The sequence below is a fragment of the Roseovarius sp. genome, from assembly GCF_040223625.1.
In the GTDB taxonomy this organism is placed as follows: domain Bacteria; phylum Pseudomonadota; class Alphaproteobacteria; order Rhodobacterales; family Rhodobacteraceae; genus Roseovarius.
The window spans coordinates 56999-75489 of sequence record NZ_JAVKFX010000075.1 but is presented as its reverse complement, the minus strand read 5'-3'; the positions used below and the strand labels follow the sequence as shown (position 1 = coordinate 75489).

Here is an 18491-nt window from a genome sequence, read left to right as displayed (position 1 = left end):
GTTTCACGTGAAACATTTTGATGTCGTTGTGATCGGCGGTGGACACGCCGGGGCCGATGCCGCCCATGCGGCCGCGCGGATGGGTGTGCGGACTGCGCTGGTGACGTTGTCGCGTGATGGCATCGGCGTGATGTCCTGTAATCCGGCGATTGGAGGTCTGGGCAAAGGGCATCTTGTGCGTGAGATCGATGCGCTCGACGGTGTCATGGGTCGTGTTGCAGATAAGGCGGGTATACAGTTTCGCCTACTCAATCGCCGCAAGGGCCCGGCAGTGCAGGGACCGCGTGCGCAAGCGGATCGCAAGATTTATCGCGAGGAGATGTTGGCCGAAATGATCGCCCAGGAAAATCTGGAGATCATCGAGGGTGAAGCCGCTGACTTCATCATGAAAGGAGATACCGTCTCGGGAGTCGTGTTTGCGGACGGAAGCGAGATTAGGGCGGCGGCTGTCATTCTGACGACCGGAACATTCCTCAGAGGCGTCATTCATATCGGCGACGTCTCAAGACCCGGCGGAAGGATTGGTGACAGGCCATCGGTCAAACTCGCCGAGAGGATCGACTCGTTCGACGTCAAACTCGGGCGGCTTAAAACGGGAACGCCGCCGCGACTCGATGGAAGGACCATCAACTGGGATTTGTTGGAAGAGCAGCCGGGCGACGATGTGCCGGTATTCTTTTCATTTCTTTCCAGGGCAGCTGCTGCGAAGCAGGTGTCGTGTGGCATTACGCACACAAATGAACTGACCCACGATGTGATCCGCCGGAACCTTGATCGGTCGGCCATGTATGGCGGACATATTGATGGGATCGGACCAAGATATTGTCCGTCAATCGAGGATAAAGTGGTCCGGTTTGCCGACAAGTCGTCCCATCAGATTTTCCTGGAGCCGGAAAGCCTGTCGGATACTGTCATCTATCCAAATGGCATCTCGACGTCCTTGCCGGAGGATGTGCAGGAAGAATACGTGCGCTCGATTCATGGCCTGGAGAATACGAAGATTCTCCAACCGGGTTACGCCATTGAGTATGATTACGTCGATCCACGCGCTTTGGACGCCACCCTAGGCGTAAAGTCCGTGCCCGGGCTGTACCTTGCCGGGCAGATAAACGGGACAACCGGTTATGAGGAGGCCGCGGCGCAAGGCCTTGTTGCCGGTCTGAATGCGGCACTGGCCGTACAGGGTAAGGAGCCTCACATCTTCAGCCGTTCCGAAAGCTATATTGGCGTGATGGTAGATGACCTGATCACCCGGGGAGTAACGGAACCCTATCGTATGTTCACGTCGCGTGCCGAATTCCGGCTGTCCCTTCGCGCAGATAACGCGGATCAACGGCTTACTCCGAATGGTATCTCGATTGGTTGTGTGGGATCCCCCAGAAGGGAGGTGTTCGACGACAAGATGGAGCGGCTAGACCGTGGCAGGCTACAACTGGAGAACAGTAGCTACACGCCGAAGGAACTTTCCGACGCCGGTTTGAAGGTGAACCAGGACGGCAGCCGAAGAACGGCCTTCCAGGTGCTGGCTTTTCCGGACACTGATTTCACAGCGATTGTGAATTTGGATTCGTCGTTTGAGACCATCGACCCGGAGATCAGAGCGCAACTGGAGAAGGATGCGCTTTATGCCAATTATATCGAGCGCCAGAACCGCGACGTAGAAATGATGAAGCGGGATGAGGCGCGGATCATTCCATCTGGGTTCGTGTTTGCGGAGATCGACGGGCTTTCGAATGAACTGAAATCCAAGCTCTCCGCCGCGCGGCCTGCCAATTTGGCGCAAGCTAGCCGGATCGACGGAATGACCCCGGCAGCTTTGACCTTGATCTTGGCGCGGCTGCGCCATTTCAATCGCGAGAAAAGCGCGTGAGCGTGGATCTGGATGTTTCACGTGAAACAATCGAGCGTCTTGAAACTTACGATAGTCTTCTAAGGAAGTGGAATCCGCGGATAAATCTGGTGGCGAAGTCCACTTTGAACGATCTCTGGAACCGTCATTTCGTTGACTCGGCTCAACTCTACAAGCTTGTATCGCATCCGGTTCAGCATTGGGCCGACATTGGCTCCGGCGGAGGCTTTCCTGGCCTTGTGATAGCGATCATGGCGATCGAGCATGGTTCGCCGTTCCGCGTTACGCTGGTTGAAAGTGATGCCCGCAAATGTGCGTTTCTTCGGACGGTGGCCCGAGAAACCGGCGCGAGGGTCTCGGTTATCAATGACCGGATCGAAGACATCCCAAGACTTGAATGCGATGTGATCACCGCTCGAGCCTTGGCGGATTTGACTACGCTGCTGGGATACGCCGAGAGGAATCTCAACGAGTTCGGTCGGGCGCTCTTCCTGAAAGGGGTGACATGGAAAAAAGAGCTCAGCGACGCGCAACAGACGTGGAAGTTCGATCTTCGGACCGTTAAGAGTAAGACCGAGGATGGCCCCGTTGTTCTGAGCATTACAGGAGTGTCCCGTGTCTGATCCGACCCGGCCGAAAGCACCGAGAATAATAGCTGTTGCCAACCAGAAAGGTGGCGTGGGCAAAACGACGACGACGATCAATCTCGGCGCCGCTCTCGCGGAGTCGGGTTGCCGCGTGCTCATCGTGGACCTTGATCCGCAGGGGAATGCGTCCACCGGATTGGGTATTGAACCTGACGCTCGCACATACACGACATACGACCTGCTTCTCGACGAGGTGGATCTGGAAGACGTCATTCTGGAAACGGGCGAGCAGAATCTTCAAATTATCCCGGCAACCGTGGATCTCAGTTCCGCGGATATCGAGCTCATAGCCAACGAAAAGCGCAGTTTCCTCCTTCACGATGCGCTGCGCCAGCCTGCGATCGACTCATTCGGCTTCGAGTATATCCTGATCGATTGCCCGCCTTCGCTCAGCCTGCTGACCGTGAATGCGATGGTCGCCGCGCACTCGATACTCGTGCCGTTGCAATCCGAGTTTTTTGCGTTGGAAGGCCTGTCCCAATTGATGCTGACAGTTCGGGAGGTTCGCCAGTCGGCCAATCCGAACCTTCGGATAGAGGGGGTTGTCCTGACGATGTACGACATGCGCAACAACCTTTCCGCCCAAGTCGAGGAAGACGCTCGGGAGAACCTAGGCGACTTGGTGTTCAAAACCCTCATTCCACGGAATGTGCGGGTCAGCGAAGCGCCCTCCTATTCGGTTCCGGTGCTTCGCTATGACAGTGCGTCGAAAGGTGCACAGGCCTACCGCGAGTTGGCTGCCGAACTGATGAGAAATCACACGCCGGTCGCAGCCTAAAAAAGAGAAGGGAGTGGCCGGGATGGCAGAGAAGAAACCCAAACGCGGCCTTGGGCGCGGGCTTTCAGCGTTGATGGCAGACGTCAACGAGGGCCATGGCGACGAAACCGAGGCTCCGAAACATCCTGACAGGGTGATCCCGATCGAAATGATCGCACCCAATCCGGACCAGCCGCGGCGGTCGTTCGACCCAGAAGCGCTCGAGGACTTGGCGGCGTCCATCCGAGAAAAAGGGATAATCCAGCCGCTGATCGTCAGGCCCAGCCCGAGAAGCGAGGGGCAGTTCGAAATTGTTGCCGGCGAACGGCGCTGGCGCGCCGCGCAGATGGCAAAGCTGCATGCGGTGCCCGCGCTGGTGCGTGACTTCGATGATACCGAGGTACTGGAAGTTGCCATCATCGAGAACGTTCAGCGCGCTGATCTGAACCCGGTGGAAGAAGCCGCCGGTTACAACCAGCTGATGGAGAAATTCGGGCATACGCAGGAACGCCTGGCAACAGCACTGGGCAAAAGCCGTAGTCATATCGCGAACTCGGTGCGTCTTTTGACGCTTCCGGAAGAAGTTCAAAGCTATGTGCGAGACGGAAAGCTGTCAGCGGGGCATGCCAGAACGCTCATTACCGCAGAAGATCCGGTTGGGCTGGCCAAGCAGATCATCAAGAAGGGCCTGTCGGTGCGAGAAGCCGAGAAGCTAGCCAAGCCCGAGCAGGACAACATCTTTTCCACCACGTCAAAGCCCAAGACAAAGCCCGTTGCAGAGAAGGATGCGGACACAAAGGCTCTCGAAGGCGATCTTTCCGCCGGTTTGGGAATGAAGGTCGTTATCAACCACAAGTCGGGTCAGGAGAGCGGAGAGATTGTTATAGCGTACGAGTCACTCGACCAACTTGACGATCTCTGCCGAGTCCTGAGTTCTAGCAGTTAGGCCGCGTCCAGAGGAAGATCAGCACACAGCACAGGACAATCGCCTGTATGATGAGGATTTCCGGGCGCAAACCCAAAAAGACGGAAAGCGCAAACACTAATGCTATGGAAACGGTTGCCAGTTTCTTGGCGCCCGTGCGTATTGCTCCGCGTTCTTGCCAGTGAATTATCGCCGGGCCAAATCGCGGATGGGTCAATAGCCAAGTGTGCATACGTTCCGACGAGCGCGCGAAGAAGAAGGCTGCCAGAAGCAAGAAAGGTACCGTCGGCAGGAGAGGCAGCACAACACCGACCAAGCCAAGACCGACACTCAGCAACCCGAGGCTCAGCCAAACGAAACGCATGACCTAGCCCGTCATCAGGTCTTTGATCACGGCGTTCAGCACCATGCGCCCGCTGTCAGTGGTTCTGATCCGCCGTCCATCCATTTCAATCATGCCGATCTCTTCAAGCCGAGCCAATGCCTGGGCTGGCAGGTCTCGACCAGACATAGCCTTGAATCTATCCCTATCAATGCCTTCCCTGATCCGAAGGCCCATCATCAGGTACTCATCTGCTTGGTCTGACGATGCAATCACTGTGACCGCGTCAACGGGGTTATGTTCTTCGACAGCGTTCAGCCACTTCCCCGGTTGGGAAAACGCTTCGGTCGCATGTCTTTGGCCGCCGATCGTCAAACGGCCATGGGCCCCTGGGCCGATGCCGGCATAATCCCCGTAACGCCAATAAATCAGGTTGTGCCTGGACTCGGCGCCTGAGACCGCGTGGTTCGATACCTCGTAGGCCGAAAGCCCAGCCGCATCGCAAACTTCCTGTGTTACCTCGTACATATCGCCAGAAATGTCATCGTCGGGCAAACCCTTGAGTTTCCCAAGCGCGTATCGATCGCCGAATGCCGTGCCGGGCTCGATCGTCAGTTGATACAGGGAAAGGTGATCAACCGCCATGTCGAGGGCTTGTCGGAGTTCCCTGCGCCATGCCTCAACAGATTGATCCTGGCGCGCGTAAATCAGGTCAAAGCTTACCCGATCAAAGAATTTATTTGCAATTTCAAAGGCTTGCTCTGCCTCACGCACAGAATGAAGACGCCCGAGCCGGCGGAGATCGACATCATTCAGGGCCTGGACGCCCATCGAGACACGGGACACGCCGGCCTGAGCGAAATCGGAGAACCGGCCAGCCTCGACGGAGCCCGGGTTGGCTTCAAGCGTGATCTCGAGGTCATTGGCGGTCGGCCAGTTCGTTCGGATCCGCTGAATGATTTCAGCAACGGTCGCGGGATCCATCAGGCTGGGCGTGCCACCGCCAAAGAAAACCGTGTTCAAGATCCGGCCAGGAAGCAGTTCCGCGTACCGGTCCAGTTCCGCCAGATAGGCCGCCTTCCAACGGTCCTGGTCTATGAACCGGCTGACATGCGAGTTGAAATCGCAGTAAGGACATTTGGATTCGCAGAATGGCCAGTGGACGTAGAGGCCGAAGCCGCCATGCTGCCAGTCTTCAATCAAAACAGCCCTGCACGAGCTTGGCGAACGCGTCGGCACGGTGGCTCATACGGTTTTTCTCGTTCCCGTCCATCTCACCGAATGTACGGTCGTACCCGTTGGGTTGGAAAACGGGGTCGTACCCGTGCCCCATGTCACCGCGCATGGGCCACACCACGTGGCCATCGACCGTGCCCGGAAAAACCTCGTCGTGACCATCCGGCCATGCAAGAACGAGGGTACAGCAAAACCGAGCCGTCCAAGGCTGCGGCGCGCCGGACTTGAGCAACTCGTCATGGGCCCGGTTCATCGCGACGACGAAGTCACGTCCCGTCTCCGTTTCGGCCCAATCCGCTGTCCAGACCCCGGGCATCCCGCCAAGCGCGTCGATCTCGATACCGCTATCGTCCGACAGGGCAGGCAGGCCGGTTGCCTTCGCGGCGCTGTGCGCCTTGATCCGGGCATTGCCGACGAAAGTGCTTTCCGTTTCCTCGGGTTCGGGTAGGTTCCGCTCAGCGGCGCCGATGACGGTAATGCCATACGGCTCCAGCAAGCTTTTGATTTCCTTCAGCTTTCCGGCGTTGTGGGTTGCCACCAACAGCGTATCACCGGTGAACCTATGCATTGACCGCTGCATTCTGTGCGCCGACCAGCTCGTTCACGCCTTTCTCGGCAAGGTCCATCAGCTGTTCCATTTGAGAACGCGAGAACGTTGCACCTTCGGCGCTCATCTGAACTTCGATCAATTGACCGGAGCCGGTCATGATAAAGTTCCCGTCCACACCCGCATCGCTGTCCTCGGGATAATCGAGGTCAAGCACGGGCTGGCCCGCGTAGATGCCACAGCTTACAGCGGCCACCGGATCGATCATCGGATCGCTGATCACGTCGCCGACCTTCATGAGTTTATGAACCGCAAGCCTCAGTGCCACCCAGCCGCCGGTGATCGACGCACAGCGCGTACCCCCATCGGCCTGGATCACATCACAGTCCACGGTGATCTGGCGTTCGCCAAGGGCGACGCGATCGATCCCCGCCCGCAGGCTGCGCCCGATCAAACGTTGGATTTCGACCGTGCGGCCACCTTGCTTTCCCGCCGTCGCCTCACGTCGCATCCGGCTGGTTGTTGAGCGGGGCAGCATTCCGTACTCTGCCGTCACCCAGCCCAGGCCGGACCCTTTTATGAACGGTGGAACGCGATCCTCGATTGTCGCTGTGCAGAGAACATGGGTATCGCCGACCTTGATCAGGCAGGATCCTTCGGCGTGTTTCGTGACCCCGGTTTCGATTGAAACCGGCCGCATCTCGCTTAAGTCTCTCCCGGAAGGCCGCATGGCAAATACCTCGTTACTTGATGCGTTGGGGATACATGGCCGGCGTCGGCAAGCGCAACCCCGATTGACCTTTTCACTCGTCCGTTTTTAATGGCGGATCACGTAAGCAGGATGTCCTTCGAAATGAACGACGCAGGCAAGGTTCTCGAAGAGATGAACGCACGCTCGCGCGAAGTGTTTCGCCGCGTTGTCGAGACCTATCTTGCCACGGGTGACCCGGTGGGCTCACGCACCCTGACGCGCAACATGAGCGAGAAGGTCAGTGCGGCGACGATTCGCAATGTGATGCAGGATCTGGAATACCTCGGGCTATTGAACAGCCCGCATGTATCGGCTGGCCGAATTCCGACGCAGGAAGGATTGCGGATGTTCGTCGACGGGCTGCTCGAGGTCGGTGACCTCAACAGTACCGACCGCCAGATGATCGACGCGACACTCGGCAGCAACTCCGACGATGTGGGCACGGCCCTCGACCGGATCGGTTCGGCATTGTCTGGTGTGACACATGGGGCGTCGCTCGTGCTTGCGCCCAAGCACGAGGCGCCGATCAAGCATATCGAGTTCGTCGGTCTGGGCCACGATCGCGCGCTGGTGGTTCTCGTCTTTGCCGACGGGCATGTCGAAAACCGGATATTCACCCCGCCGCCGGGTCAGACACCGAGTTCGATGAGAGAGGCCGCGAATTTCCTGAACGCGCTGGTTGAGGGCAAGACCTTGTCGGGCCTGCAATCGGTCATCGCGAAAGAGATCGAGTCGCGGCGTCAGGAAATCGACCAGCTTGCCCAGCAACTGGTCGAGAGCGGCCTCGCGATCTGGGAGGGCGAATCAGACAATTATGAGCGTCTGATCGTCCGCGGCCGGTCGAACCTGCTCAATCCGGAGACCGAGGAAGAAGACCTGGAACGCATTCGAACACTGTTCGATGACCTTGAAAGGAAGCGGGACATTGCCGAGTTCCTCGAACTGGCCGACGAGGGCGAGGGCGTGCGCATTTTTATCGGGTCAGAGAACAAACTTTTCTCACTTTCGGGTTCCTCTTTGGTGGTCTCTCCATATATGAACGCTGACCGAAAGATTATTGGCGCGGTGGGTGTGATTGGCCCGACGCGCCTGAACTATGGCCGCATCGTGCCGATCGTCGACTACACGGCGCAAATCGTCGGCAAACTGATCGCGGATCGAAGTTAGAGGTGCAAGAATGGCAGAGCGTGACGAAGACCGGTTCCTGGACGACATCGCCGAGGTGGAGGCCGAGGAGGAAGCCCGTTTGGAGGATGCGCCCGAAGAGCAGGACGAGGTCGAGACGCTGAAAGCGGAACGCGCCGCGCTGCAGGACAAGTTCATGCGGGCGCTTGCCGATGCCGAGAACGCTCGCAAACGTGCTGCAAAGGAACGGACCGAGGCCGAGAATTACGGCGGTTCCAAGTTGGCCCGCGACATGCTTCCGGTGTTCGACAACATGAAACGGGCTGTGGAATCAGTGACCGACGATCAGCGCGAAGTGGCCGGCCCCCTGATCGAGGGTATCGAACTGACGATGCGCGAGCTCATCAAGGTGTTCGAAAAGCACGGTATTCGCGTGATCGACCCGCAGGTCGGTGATCGGTTCGACCCGCAGCAACATGAAGCCATGTTCGAGGCACCCCTTCCCGGCACCAAGCAGGGCGACATCATCCAGGTTTCGGCGCAGGGCTTCATGCTGCACGACAGAATCCTGCGGCCTGCGCAGGTGGGCGTCTCGTCATTCCAGGGATGACAGGTCAGCCTTTCAACAGGCCTTTCAGTTCGTAGATCAATTCGAGAGCTTCCCGGGGAGTCAGTTCGTCGGGAAGCACTTCGCCCAGTCGTTTCTCGGCGAGGGACGTTTCTGTCGGCGCTTTCGGTTGCGGGGGCGGGCTGGCGGCAAAGAGCGGCAGGTCGTCGATAAAGGCCTCGCGCTTGCCATGGCCTTCGCGTTCACCCTTTTCAAGCGCGTCGAGAACGACACGCGCCCGGTCGACGACCGACTGCGGCAAGCCGGCCAGTTTGGCGACCTGAACGCCGTAGCTTCTGTCGGCCGCACCCCTCCGGACCTCGTGCAGGAAAATGACGTCTCCCTCGTGTTCCTTGACCGCGACAGTGGCATTATCGACGCGATCCAGTTTCTCGCTGAGGTTGGTCAGCTCGTGGTAGTGCGTTGCGAAAAGGGCGCGACAGCGGTTGATCTCGTGCAGGTGTTCCAGGGTCGCCCAGGCGATCGACAGGCCGTCATACGTGGCAGTCCCGCGACCGATTTCGTCGAGGATCACCAGGGCATGATCGTCGGCCTGGTTCAGAATGGCGGCGGTTTCCACCATCTCCACCATGAAGGTCGAGCGGCCACGCGCCAGATCGTCAGAGGCCCCGACACGGCTGAAGAGCTGGCTGATCATGCCGATATGCGCGGAACGGGCAGGGACATAGGCGCCCATCTGGGCCAGCACGGCGATCAGGGCGTTCTGACGAAGAAAGGTCGATTTACCGGCCATGTTGGGACCGGTGAGAAGCCAGATGTCGCTATCCTCTCCCAATGCGCAATCGTTGGCGATAAACGGGTCGCCACCTTGGGCGCGCAGAGCACGTTCCACCACAGGATGCCGCCCGCCCTCGATCAGCAGGGCACGGCTTCCGTCGACCTTTGGCCGGCACCAGTTTTCGGATCGCGCGAGATCGGCGAGCGCGGTCGCCAGATCCAGCTCCGCCAACGCTGTTGCCGTTTGCGAGAGGGTGGCCGAATTTTCTAGAACACTGGCTTTCAGGCTTTCGTAGAGCCGCTTCTCGATCTCCAGTGCCCTTCCGCCGGCGTTCAGGATCTTGGTTTCCATCTCGCTGAGCGGCACCGTCGTGAAGCGCACCTGGTTGGCGGTGGTCTGGCGGTGCTTGAAGGTTTCATTAAGCGGGGATGACAACATCTTGTCGGCATGGGTGGCCGTGACCTCGACGAAATAGCCCAGCACGTTGTTGTGTTTCACCTTCAGGCTTTGAATGCCTGTCAGGTCTACGTAATCGGCTTGCATCCCCGCGATTACGCCGCGACCCTCATCGCGAAGGCGCCGCGCTTCGTCCAGTTCCCCGTTGTAACCCTCGGCAATGAAACCCCCGTCGCGCGCAAGCAGCGGAGGTTCGGCGACAAGGGCCTCATCCAGCAGCCCAAGTAGGGTATCATGGCCGGCAAGCTCACCGATGACGCGCGCCATCATGTCCGGAAGATCCAGGTTCTCTATGAAGGCTGCAATCTGGACGGCTTGGGTCAAACCGTTGCGGATCGCCGCCAGATCGCGCGGCCCGCCCCTGTCGACCGCCAGTCGCGACAGAGCCCGGTCAAGGTCGGGCACTCGGCGGAGCGCCTCGCGCAAATCATTGCAGAATCGAGCCTGTTCCACGGCAAAAGCCACGGCATCCTGCCGCTCTTGTATCACTTCGAGCACGCGGGACGGTGATGACAGGCGCCGTTCCATTAAACGCCCACCGCCCGCGGTCACCGTCCGATCCACCGCGGATAGTAGCGAACCCGAACGACCGCCTGAAAGCGCGTGCGTCAGTTCGAGATTGCGCCGGGTCGCAGCGTCGATCTGCATGACGCGCGCCTGCGCTTCGCGAAGGGGTGTGCGCAAGAGCGGCAGTTTGCCCTTCTGAGTAATCTCGAGATATTCGACCAGGGCGCCCATCGCAGCAATCTCGGGGCGGGAGAAGCTGCCAAACGCTTCCAGGGTTTCGACACCAAACAGGGTGCAGAGCCGCTCTTGCCCGCCTGTGCTGTCAAAGGCGGAGCGGCCAAGGGGCGTGACCGAGAGGCCAGCTTCCGAGGTCAGTTCCTCCAGTTGCAGCTCATCCGCCTCGGAGAGGATCAGTTCACTCGGCGCCAGCCTTGCCAGTTCGGGGCCAAGCCGCACCTCGGGCAACGGCATAACGTGAAATCCGCCTGTCGAGATGTCGACCCAGGCCAGCGCGCTTTCGCCTCTTACGCGGGAAAAACTGGCGAGATAATTGTGCCGCCGCGCTTCCAGCAGGCTTTCCTCGGTCAGCGTGCCGGGGGTGACCAAACGGACGACATCCCGTTTTACCACCGATTTCGAGCCGCGTTTCTTGGCTTCGGCCGGGTCTTCCATCTGTTCGCAGACGGCTACGCGGAACCCCTTTCGGATCAGCGTCAGAAGGTAACCTTCGGCCGAATGAACGGGCACGCCACACATCGCAATGTCTTCGCCGAGATGCTTGCCACGTTTGGTCAGCGCGATGTCCAATGCCTCGGCCGCGGCCACGGCATCATCAAAGAAGAGCTCGTAGAAATCGCCCATACGGTAGAACAAGAGCGCATTGGGATACTGCGCCTTGATCTCAAGGTACTGCGCCATCATCGGCGTCACGGCTGCCTTCTGCGACGTCACGATTTCCCCCGTTTCTCACCTCGCCAGACCTTACAAACGCGGGATGACAGGCGAAACCCAATTCTCACCGCTGTTGAGCCGGGGGCAAACCCTCGGTAAGGATCAATCAACACAATCAGGATGACAGCGCATACCATGTCGAAACCGAGATATACCCGCGAAGAGGCACTTGCCTTCCACCTCGAGCCGACGCCTGGCAAGTTCGAAGTGACTGCGACCGTGCCGATGACAACGCAGCGCGACCTTTCGCTCGCATATTCGCCGGGCGTTGCGGTGCCCTGCGAAGAAATCGCGCGGAAGCCGGAGCTTGCCTACGATTACACCAACAAGGGTAACCTCGTTGCGGTCATCTCGAACGGGACCGCGGTACTTGGTCTCGGCAATCTCGGCGCGCTCGGATCGAAGCCGGTGATGGAGGGCAAGGCGGTTCTGTTCAAGCGGTTCGCCGACGTCAACTCGATCGATATCGAGCTCGACACCGAAGAGCCCGAGGAATTCATCAAGGCGGTCAAGCTGATGGGGCCCACCTTCGGCGGCATCAACCTGGAGGACATCAAGGCGCCGGAATGTTTCATCATCGAGCAGGCGCTCAAGGAGCAGATGGACATTCCCGTCTTTCACGATGACCAGCATGGCACAGCCGTGATCTGTGCTGCCGGGCTCCTGAACGCACTGCACCTGTCGGGCAAAAAGATCGAAGAATGCCGGATCGTGCTCAATGGGGCCGGGGCCGCTGGAATTGCCTGTATCGAATTGCTCAAATCCATGGGGGCGCGGCACGAGAACTGCATCGCCTGTGATACGAAAGGTGTCATCTACCAGGGCCGCCAAGATGGCATGAACCAGTGGAAATCGGCCCATGCCGTGGATACCGAACTTCGTACGCTGGAAGAGGCCATGAAGGATGCCGACGTGTTCCTGGGTGTTTCGGTAAAAGGTGCCGTGACACAGGACATGGTCAGGTCGATGGCGCCGGACCCGGTGATCTTTGCCATGGCCAACCCCGACCCCGAAATCACGCCGGAAGACGCGCACGAGGTGCGCCAGGATGCGATCGTGGCCACTGGCCGGTCGGACTATCCGAACCAGGTCAACAACGTTCTGGGCTTCCCGTATCTTTTCCGTGGTGCCCTCGACGTTCATGCCCGGGCGATCAATGACGAAATGAAGATCGCCTGTGCGCACGCGCTGGCCCGGCTTGCACGGGAGGATGTGCCCGACGAGGTTGCCATTGCCTATGGCCGCAAGCTCTCGTTCGGGCGCGACTACATCATCCCGACGCCGTTCGATCCGCGACTGATCCACACGATCCCTCCTGCCGTTGCCCGAGCCTGCATGGACACAGGGGCAGCGCGGCGGCCCATCGTCGATATGGATGCGTATGAACTGGCGTTGAAATCGCGGCTGGATCCGACCGCCTCGATCATGCGGTCGATCAACGCGCGCGCCCGCAATGCCCAGGCGCGCATGATCTTTGCCGAGGGCGACGACCCGCGCGTCCTGCGGGCTGCTGTTCAATACTCGCGCTCCGGTTTCGGACATGCCATCGTGGTCGGGCGGGACGATGACGTTCAGCACAAGCTGGATGCCGCGGGTCTCGGAGATGCGATCTCCGAAATCGAGATCACCAATGCCGCGAAAACGGAGCATCTCGAGGAGTACAAATCCTTCCTTTACGGTAAGCTCCAGCGAAGGGGGTTCGACCAGCAGGACATTCACCGGCTCGCCGCGCGCGACCGGCACGTGTTCTCCGCCCTGATGCTGGCGCATGGGCATGGCGACGGGCTTGTGACCGGGGCCACCAGGAAATCTGCCCATGTTCTCGACCGTATCAACCACGTATTCGACGCGGATGCCGAACACGGGGCGGTGGGCGTGACGGCTTTGCTGCACAAAGGGCGGATCGTGATGGTCACCGACACGCTGGTGCATGAATGGCCGGATGAGGAAGATCTCGCCACCATTGCCGAGCGAGGGGTGCATGTCGCACGCAATCTCGGGATCGAACCGCGCGTGGCATTCGTTTCTTTCTCGACGTTCGGGTACCCGCGATCGGAACGCGCCGAAAAGATGCATCGTGCGCCGAGGGTTCTGGAAAAGCGCGGCGTGGATTTCGAATTCGAGGGCGAGATGACAGTGGATGTCGCCCTGAACAAGGCCGCGCAGGAATACTACCCGTTCCAGCGTTTGACGGGACCTGCGAACATCCTCGTCGTGCCAGCACGCCATTCAGCCTCGATCTCGACCAAGCTGATGCAGGAGATGGCGGGCGCCACGGTGATCGGGCCAATTCTGTCAGGCATCGACAAGTCGATCCAGATCTGCTCATCGACATCGACGGCCAGCGACATCCTCAACATGGCCGTGCTCGCGGCCTGCAAGGTGGGTTGAGGGTCGATGATCTTCAACCTCGGCTCGATCAACGCCGATTATTTCTATAGCCTGCCACACCTGCCAGGCCCCGGGGAAACGCTGGCCGCGACAGGCATGAAGTCCGGCCTTGGGGGCAAGGGGGCGAACCAATCTGTCGCAATCGCCCGGGCCGGAGCGGAGGTTTGCCATATCGGCGCTGTGGGAAATGACGGCCAATGGCTCGTTGATCGGATGACGGCCGCGGGTGTCGATACGCGGCACATTCACCTGAGCAGGCACCCCACCGCCCATGCCATCGTGATGATCGACGGTCAGGGCGAGAACCAGATCGTAATTTTTCCCGGGGCCAATCATGATCAAAACCGGGACGTGGTCGAGAAGGCCTTGGCGAATGGTCAGCGCGGTGATTGGCTACTCCTTCAAAACGAAACCTCGCTTCAGGTCGAGGCTGCCATGCTTGCGGCTGGCAAAGGCATGAACGTCGCATATTCGGCCGCGCCATTCCACGCTGACGCCGTCTCATCCTTGTTGCCGTTTCTGAGCCTTCTGATCCTGAACGAGATCGAGGCCCGCCAGCTTAGCCAGGCGCTGGGCAGGGAAGTGCTTCACCTGCCCGTGGCCAACGTTCTGATGACCAAGGGGGCCAAGGGCGCCGACTGGCACGATACTCGGCTGATGCAAACGACCTCGGTTCCAGCCTTCCCGGTGACGGCGGTCGATACGACCGGTGCAGGGGACACGTTCACCGGCTATGCCGTTGCGGGCATCTCGACTGGATTGAGCCCTCAAACAGCGCTTCGCCGTGCCGCCGCCGCGGCTGCCATTTCGGTGACACGTTTGGGAACTGCGGAAGCCATACCGACCCTGGCAGAGGTTCAGGCGTTTCTCGACTAACTTCCCGCAAACGGTGCCGCTGATCCCCAGAGCTGCCGAACGCGCTGGTCGCGGTTACAGCCTTCCCGGTAGAACTTATAGGCCGAGGACTGTTTCTTGGGCCCGCCGCGGGTGATCACCAGTTTGGTGCCTTTGTAATAGTCCTGGTGGTAATCCTCTGCCTCGTAGAAGGGCCCCGCGTTGAGGATGGGCGTGACGATGTCCCGGCCTAGGGCCTGCGCCGCCTCGGCCTTGGCCGCCTCGGCAGCCTGCCGACTTGCCGCATCGCTCGTGAAAATCGCGGTGCGATAGCTGGCGCCGCGGTCGCAGAACTGGCCACCGGCGTCCGTGGGGTCGATCGATCTGAAGAACAAGTGCAACAACTGCTCTTCCGAGACGCGGGCCGGATCGTAGAAGATCTGAACAGCTTCGTAATGGCCCGTTCCGCCCCGCGTGACCTCTTTATAGGTCGGGTTCTTTGTCGTGCCGCCGGTATATCCTGACACAACTTCCTTCACGCCGCTGACGCTTTCGAAATCGGCCTCGACGCACCAGAAACAGCCTCCTGCGACTGTCAGGACCTCCGTCCCGGCCGCGCGCGCCTTCGTGCATTGCACCCCGACGCCAATAACGATCAGCCCGGCCAGAAAGGCGGCTTTGACTTCCTTGAGATGCATGATCATGAACGGACCTCCCCAATGAATACGATGACTGTGACAGGTGGCGTGTCTCTCACCAAGAGAGCCGAGCACCATGTCACGCAGTGGTGAGCCGATTTTACCCTTGGCACCTGAATCTGCGCCAAATAACGTGCCGGCGAATGGTGGCGCGGGTGTCACTTGTAACATTCGGGATGAGCGATGACAGACTACCAGACCACCCATCAGGCCGAGGAAGATGCGCGGAACGAGAACCTGCGTATCTGGATGAACGGAAAGATCGTTCCCAAGGCGGAAGCGGTGGTCAGCGTGTATGACAGCGGCTTCATGCTGGGTGACGGCATCTGGGAAGGGTTGCGGCTCTACAACGGAACCTGGGCGTTCATCGATGAGCATCTCGACCGGTTGTTCGAGGCGGCCAAGGCAATCGACCTCGACATCGGGATGACGCGCGAGGAGATGTTTCGGGCCGTGTTAGACACGCAATTCGCCAACGAGATGACGTCGGATGCCCATGCAAGGCTGATGGTGACACGTGGGGTGAAAAGCCGGCCGTTCCAGCATCCTTCCCTGTCGAAGCAGGGTCCGACCGTGACCATTATCATGGAGCATTCCAAGCCGCAGATTGGCCGGCCGATCCGGCTGGCGACGGTGCCGCATCTGCGCGGACTTCCGATGACGCAGGACCCGAAGCTCAACTCCCATTCCAAGCTGAACTGCATTCTCGCCTGCATCGCCGCGGAAAAGGCCGGCGCTGACGAAGGGTTGATGCTCGATGTAAATGGTTTCGTGAATACCACCAACGCATGCAATTTCTTCATTGTGCGAAAGGGGGCCGTCTGGACCAGCACGGGCGACTATTGCATGAATGGCATAACCCGGCAGAAGGTCATCGACCTGTGCCGCGAGAACCAGATTCCCGTGTACGAACGGAACTACTCTCTTGTCGATACGTATGGCGCCGACGAAGCGTTTCTGACCGGCACATTCGGAGCGCAGACACCGGTCGGCGAAATCGACGGGCGGGTCATCGGCGATGGTCAGCTTGGACCGGTGACGAAGACGATCCAGGGGCTCTACAAAACCCTGATCCAGCAGGAAACCACCTGATGCGGATTGCGATGTGGTCAGGGCCGCGCAACCTGTCTACGGCGATGATGTACGCCTTCGGGGCACGCGGCGACTTTGCCGTGATCGACGAACCTTTTTACGCGGCTTATCTGACGCAGACGGGACTGAACCACCCCATGCGCGATGAGATTATCGTCTCGCAACCCACTGCGCCGAACGAGGTGATTGAGACTCTTCTGGGACCTATCCCGGGGGAAAAACCGCATTTCTACCAAAAGCACATGACGCAACACATGATCGAGGGAGTGCCACGCGACTGGATTGCGGAGGTGACGAACGTCTTCCTGATCCGTCATCCCGCCCGTGTCGCCGCCAGCTTCTCGGCGAAATACGAGAACCCGACCCTGGCCGATATCGGTTTTACCCAGCAGTTCGACATCTACAGGCAACTCCAGGCGCGTGGTCATGCGCCCGTGGTCATCGACTCCGCTGATATCCGTCGCGATCCCGAAGCCATGTTGCGGGCGCTGTGCAAGACCATCGGCCTTCCCTGGGATCCTGCGATGCTGTCCTGGCCAAAGGGAGGTCACCCGGATGATGGTGTCTGGGCGCCGCACTGGTATTGCGCCGTCCACAGATCTACCGGGTTTGCTGCCGCGGAGGGCGACTTGCCCGCGCTGACCGCAGATCAGGCGAAACTGGCCGAGGCCGCCCTGCCGTATTACGAACCGCTTTTCTCGGACAGGCTCAGCGTTTGAGACGCCTGTCCCGTGCCGCCAGCAGCTTGAGGCGCAAGGCGTTGAGCTGGATAAAACCGGCGGCATCCTTCTGATCGTACGCGCCGGCATCCTCCTCGAACGTCACGTGCGCTTCGGAATAGAGCGAATGCTCCGACCAGCGCCCGACGACGTTGACCGACCCCTTGTAAAGCTTCAGACGGACGGTACCGGTGACGTGCTCCTGGCTCCGGTCAATCGCGGCCTGCAACATTTCGCGCTCCGGGCTGAACCAGAAGCCGTTATAGATCAACTCGGCATAGCGCGGCATGAGCTCGTCTTTCAGGTGAGCGGCGCCGCGGTCGAGCGTGATCTGCTCGATACCGCGATGCGCCTGAAGCAGAATGGTGCCGCCGGGGGTTTCGTAGATCCCGCGCGATTTCATACCTACGAAACGCCCTTCAACCAGGTCGAGCCGGCCAATGCCATGCTTGCCACCCAGCTCGTTCAGCTTCGTCAGAAGGGTCGCGGGAGACAGCGTTTCACCATTGATGGATTTCGCGTCGCCCTTTTCGAACCCCACCTCGATATACTCTGCCTCGTTTGGCGCGTCCTCGGGATGGGTGGTGCGCTGATACACGTAGTCCGGCGCCATTTCGGCGGGATCTTCCAGGACCTTTCCCTCGGAGGAGGTGTGCAGGAGGTTCGCATCGACCGAGAACGGCGCTTCGCCACGCTTGTCCTTTGCGATCGGGATCTGGTTCTTCTCGGCAAAGTCGATCAGCTTGGTCCGGCTGGTCAGATCCCAGATCCGCCAGGGGGCGATGACCTTTATCTCCGGGTTGAGCGCATAGGCGGCCAGTTCGAACCGAACCTGGTCGTTGCCCTTGCCGGTGGCTCCGTGCGCCACGGCGTCGGCGCCGGTTTCCTCGGCGATCTCGACCAATCTCTTGGAGATCAACGGGCGGGCGATCGACGTGCCGAGCAGGTAGAGCCCCTCGTAGACGGCATTGGCCCGGAACATCGGAAACACGAAGTCGCGGACGAATTCTTCTCGAATGTCCTCGATATAAATGTTGTCGGGCTTGATCCCCAGCAGCTCTGCCTTCTCGCGCGCCGGGTCGAGCTCTTCGCCCTGGCCCAGATCGGCGGTAAAGGTCACCACTTCGCATCCGTACTCGGTTTGCAGCCATTTCAGGATGATCGAGGTATCAAGCCCCCCGGAATAGGCCAGAACGACTTTCTTCGGCGCGGACATCGCTTTCCCCTTTGCACGGTCTTGGGCGAGGCGATTATCGGCTTTTGTCACGCTGGGCAAGGTGCAGTCGTTCGCTGTATGCCCAGGTATTCTTTATCGCAGCATCTTGTCAGGGCCCGGTT

Annotated in this window: 17 protein-coding genes; 10 read left to right on the top strand and 7 right to left on the bottom strand. The window is 59.5% G+C overall.

From position 1 onward, the window contains the following. The first annotated feature begins 7 nt into the window (after positions 1-7). The 4 genes from mnmG to RLN94_RS22020 are packed head-to-tail and all read left to right on the top strand — an operon-like array spanning position 8 to position 4199. A complete protein-coding gene (gene mnmG, locus RLN94_RS22035; protein WP_350130799.1) occupies positions 8-1870 on the top strand; it encodes a tRNA uridine-5-carboxymethylaminomethyl(34) synthesis enzyme MnmG in 1863 nt (620 codons plus the stop codon). Next, positions 1867-2472, top strand: a complete 606-nt coding sequence (gene rsmG / locus RLN94_RS22030) for a 16S rRNA (guanine(527)-N(7))-methyltransferase RsmG (RefSeq protein WP_350130800.1) — start codon at positions 1867-1869, stop codon at positions 2470-2472. The genes mnmG and rsmG overlap by 4 nt, the downstream gene beginning before the upstream one ends. Beyond that, on the top strand, positions 2465-3274 hold the full coding sequence (locus RLN94_RS22025; RefSeq protein ID WP_350130801.1) for a ParA family protein: 810 nt from the start codon (positions 2465-2467) through the stop codon (positions 3272-3274). The genes rsmG and RLN94_RS22025 overlap by 8 nt, the downstream gene beginning before the upstream one ends. 22 nt (positions 3275-3296) lie before the next feature. After that, complete coding sequence (locus tag RLN94_RS22020; RefSeq protein ID WP_350130802.1) at positions 3297-4199, top strand: ParB/RepB/Spo0J family partition protein; 903 nt, start codon at positions 3297-3299, stop codon at positions 4197-4199. Here RLN94_RS22020 and RLN94_RS22015 read toward each other — a convergent pair. The 4 genes from RLN94_RS22015 to rph are packed head-to-tail and all read right to left on the bottom strand — an operon-like array spanning position 4189 to position 7013. Continuing rightward, positions 4189-4542, bottom strand: coding sequence for a YbaN family protein (locus RLN94_RS22015; RefSeq protein WP_350130803.1), 354 nt, complete (start codon positions 4540-4542; stop codon positions 4189-4191). The two genes, RLN94_RS22020 and RLN94_RS22015, sit on opposite strands and share 11 nt — an antisense overlap. 3 nt (positions 4543-4545) lie before the next feature. After that, positions 4546-5703, bottom strand: coding sequence for a radical SAM family heme chaperone HemW (gene hemW / locus RLN94_RS22010; RefSeq protein WP_350130804.1), 1158 nt, complete (start codon positions 5701-5703; stop codon positions 4546-4548). Continuing rightward, positions 5696-6304 carry an RdgB/HAM1 family non-canonical purine NTP pyrophosphatase gene (gene rdgB / locus RLN94_RS22005; RefSeq protein ID WP_350130805.1) on the bottom strand — a complete coding sequence of 203 codons (609 nt, stop codon included), beginning with the start codon at positions 6302-6304 and terminating at the stop codon, positions 5696-5698. The genes hemW and rdgB overlap by 8 nt, the downstream gene beginning before the upstream one ends. Continuing rightward, positions 6297-7013: a ribonuclease PH gene (rph, locus tag RLN94_RS22000; RefSeq protein ID WP_350130806.1), complete on the bottom strand. Its 717-nt coding sequence runs from the start codon at positions 7011-7013 to the stop codon at positions 6297-6299. Before rph ends, rdgB begins: the two co-directional genes overlap by 8 nt. 123 nt (positions 7014-7136) lie before the next feature. Here rph and hrcA point away from each other — a divergent pair, with 123 nt between their 5' ends. Both hrcA and RLN94_RS21990 read left to right on the top strand, forming a co-directional pair. Beyond that, positions 7137-8201, top strand: coding sequence for a heat-inducible transcriptional repressor HrcA (gene hrcA, locus RLN94_RS21995; protein ID WP_350130807.1), 1065 nt, complete (start codon positions 7137-7139; stop codon positions 8199-8201). 10 nt (positions 8202-8211) lie between these two features. After that, positions 8212-8769: a nucleotide exchange factor GrpE gene (locus RLN94_RS21990; RefSeq protein ID WP_350130808.1), complete on the top strand. Its 558-nt coding sequence runs from the start codon at positions 8212-8214 to the stop codon at positions 8767-8769. A gap of 4 nt (positions 8770-8773) precedes the next feature. On the opposite strand, the gene mutS is transcribed toward RLN94_RS21990, so the two are convergent. After that, the gene (gene mutS / locus RLN94_RS21985) at positions 8774-11389 is read right to left on the bottom strand and encodes a DNA mismatch repair protein MutS (RefSeq protein ID WP_350130840.1); all 2616 of its coding nucleotides are present in this window, start codon (positions 11387-11389) and stop codon (positions 8774-8776) included. Positions 11390-11554: 165 nt separating this feature from the next. Between mutS and RLN94_RS21980 the strand changes: the two genes are divergently transcribed. Next, positions 11555-13810, top strand: a complete 2256-nt coding sequence (locus tag RLN94_RS21980; RefSeq protein ID WP_350130809.1) for an NADP-dependent malic enzyme — start codon at positions 11555-11557, stop codon at positions 13808-13810. 6 nt (positions 13811-13816) lie between these two features. Further along, a complete protein-coding gene (locus RLN94_RS21975; RefSeq protein WP_350130810.1) occupies positions 13817-14686 on the top strand; it encodes a ribokinase in 870 nt (289 codons plus the stop codon). On the opposite strand, the gene msrA is transcribed toward RLN94_RS21975, so the two are convergent. Next, entirely contained in the window at positions 14683-15348 is a 666-nt protein-coding gene (gene msrA, locus RLN94_RS21970; RefSeq protein WP_350130811.1) for a peptide-methionine (S)-S-oxide reductase MsrA, read from the bottom strand. The genes RLN94_RS21975 and msrA overlap by 4 nt on opposite strands. Before the next feature lie 177 nt (positions 15349-15525). Here msrA and RLN94_RS21965 point away from each other — a divergent pair, with 177 nt between their 5' ends. Beyond that, positions 15526-16434 carry a D-amino acid aminotransferase gene (locus RLN94_RS21965; RefSeq protein WP_350130812.1) on the top strand — a complete coding sequence of 303 codons (909 nt, stop codon included), beginning with the start codon at positions 15526-15528 and terminating at the stop codon, positions 16432-16434. Further along, complete coding sequence (locus tag RLN94_RS21960; protein WP_350130813.1) at positions 16434-17153, top strand: sulfotransferase-like domain-containing protein; 720 nt, start codon at positions 16434-16436, stop codon at positions 17151-17153. Before RLN94_RS21965 ends, RLN94_RS21960 begins: the two co-directional genes overlap by 1 nt. On the opposite strand, the gene RLN94_RS21955 is transcribed toward RLN94_RS21960, so the two are convergent. Then, positions 17143-18369: an argininosuccinate synthase gene (locus RLN94_RS21955; RefSeq protein ID WP_350130814.1), complete on the bottom strand. Its 1227-nt coding sequence runs from the start codon at positions 18367-18369 to the stop codon at positions 17143-17145. The two genes, RLN94_RS21960 and RLN94_RS21955, sit on opposite strands and share 11 nt — an antisense overlap. Positions 18370-18491: the final 122 nt, after the last annotated feature.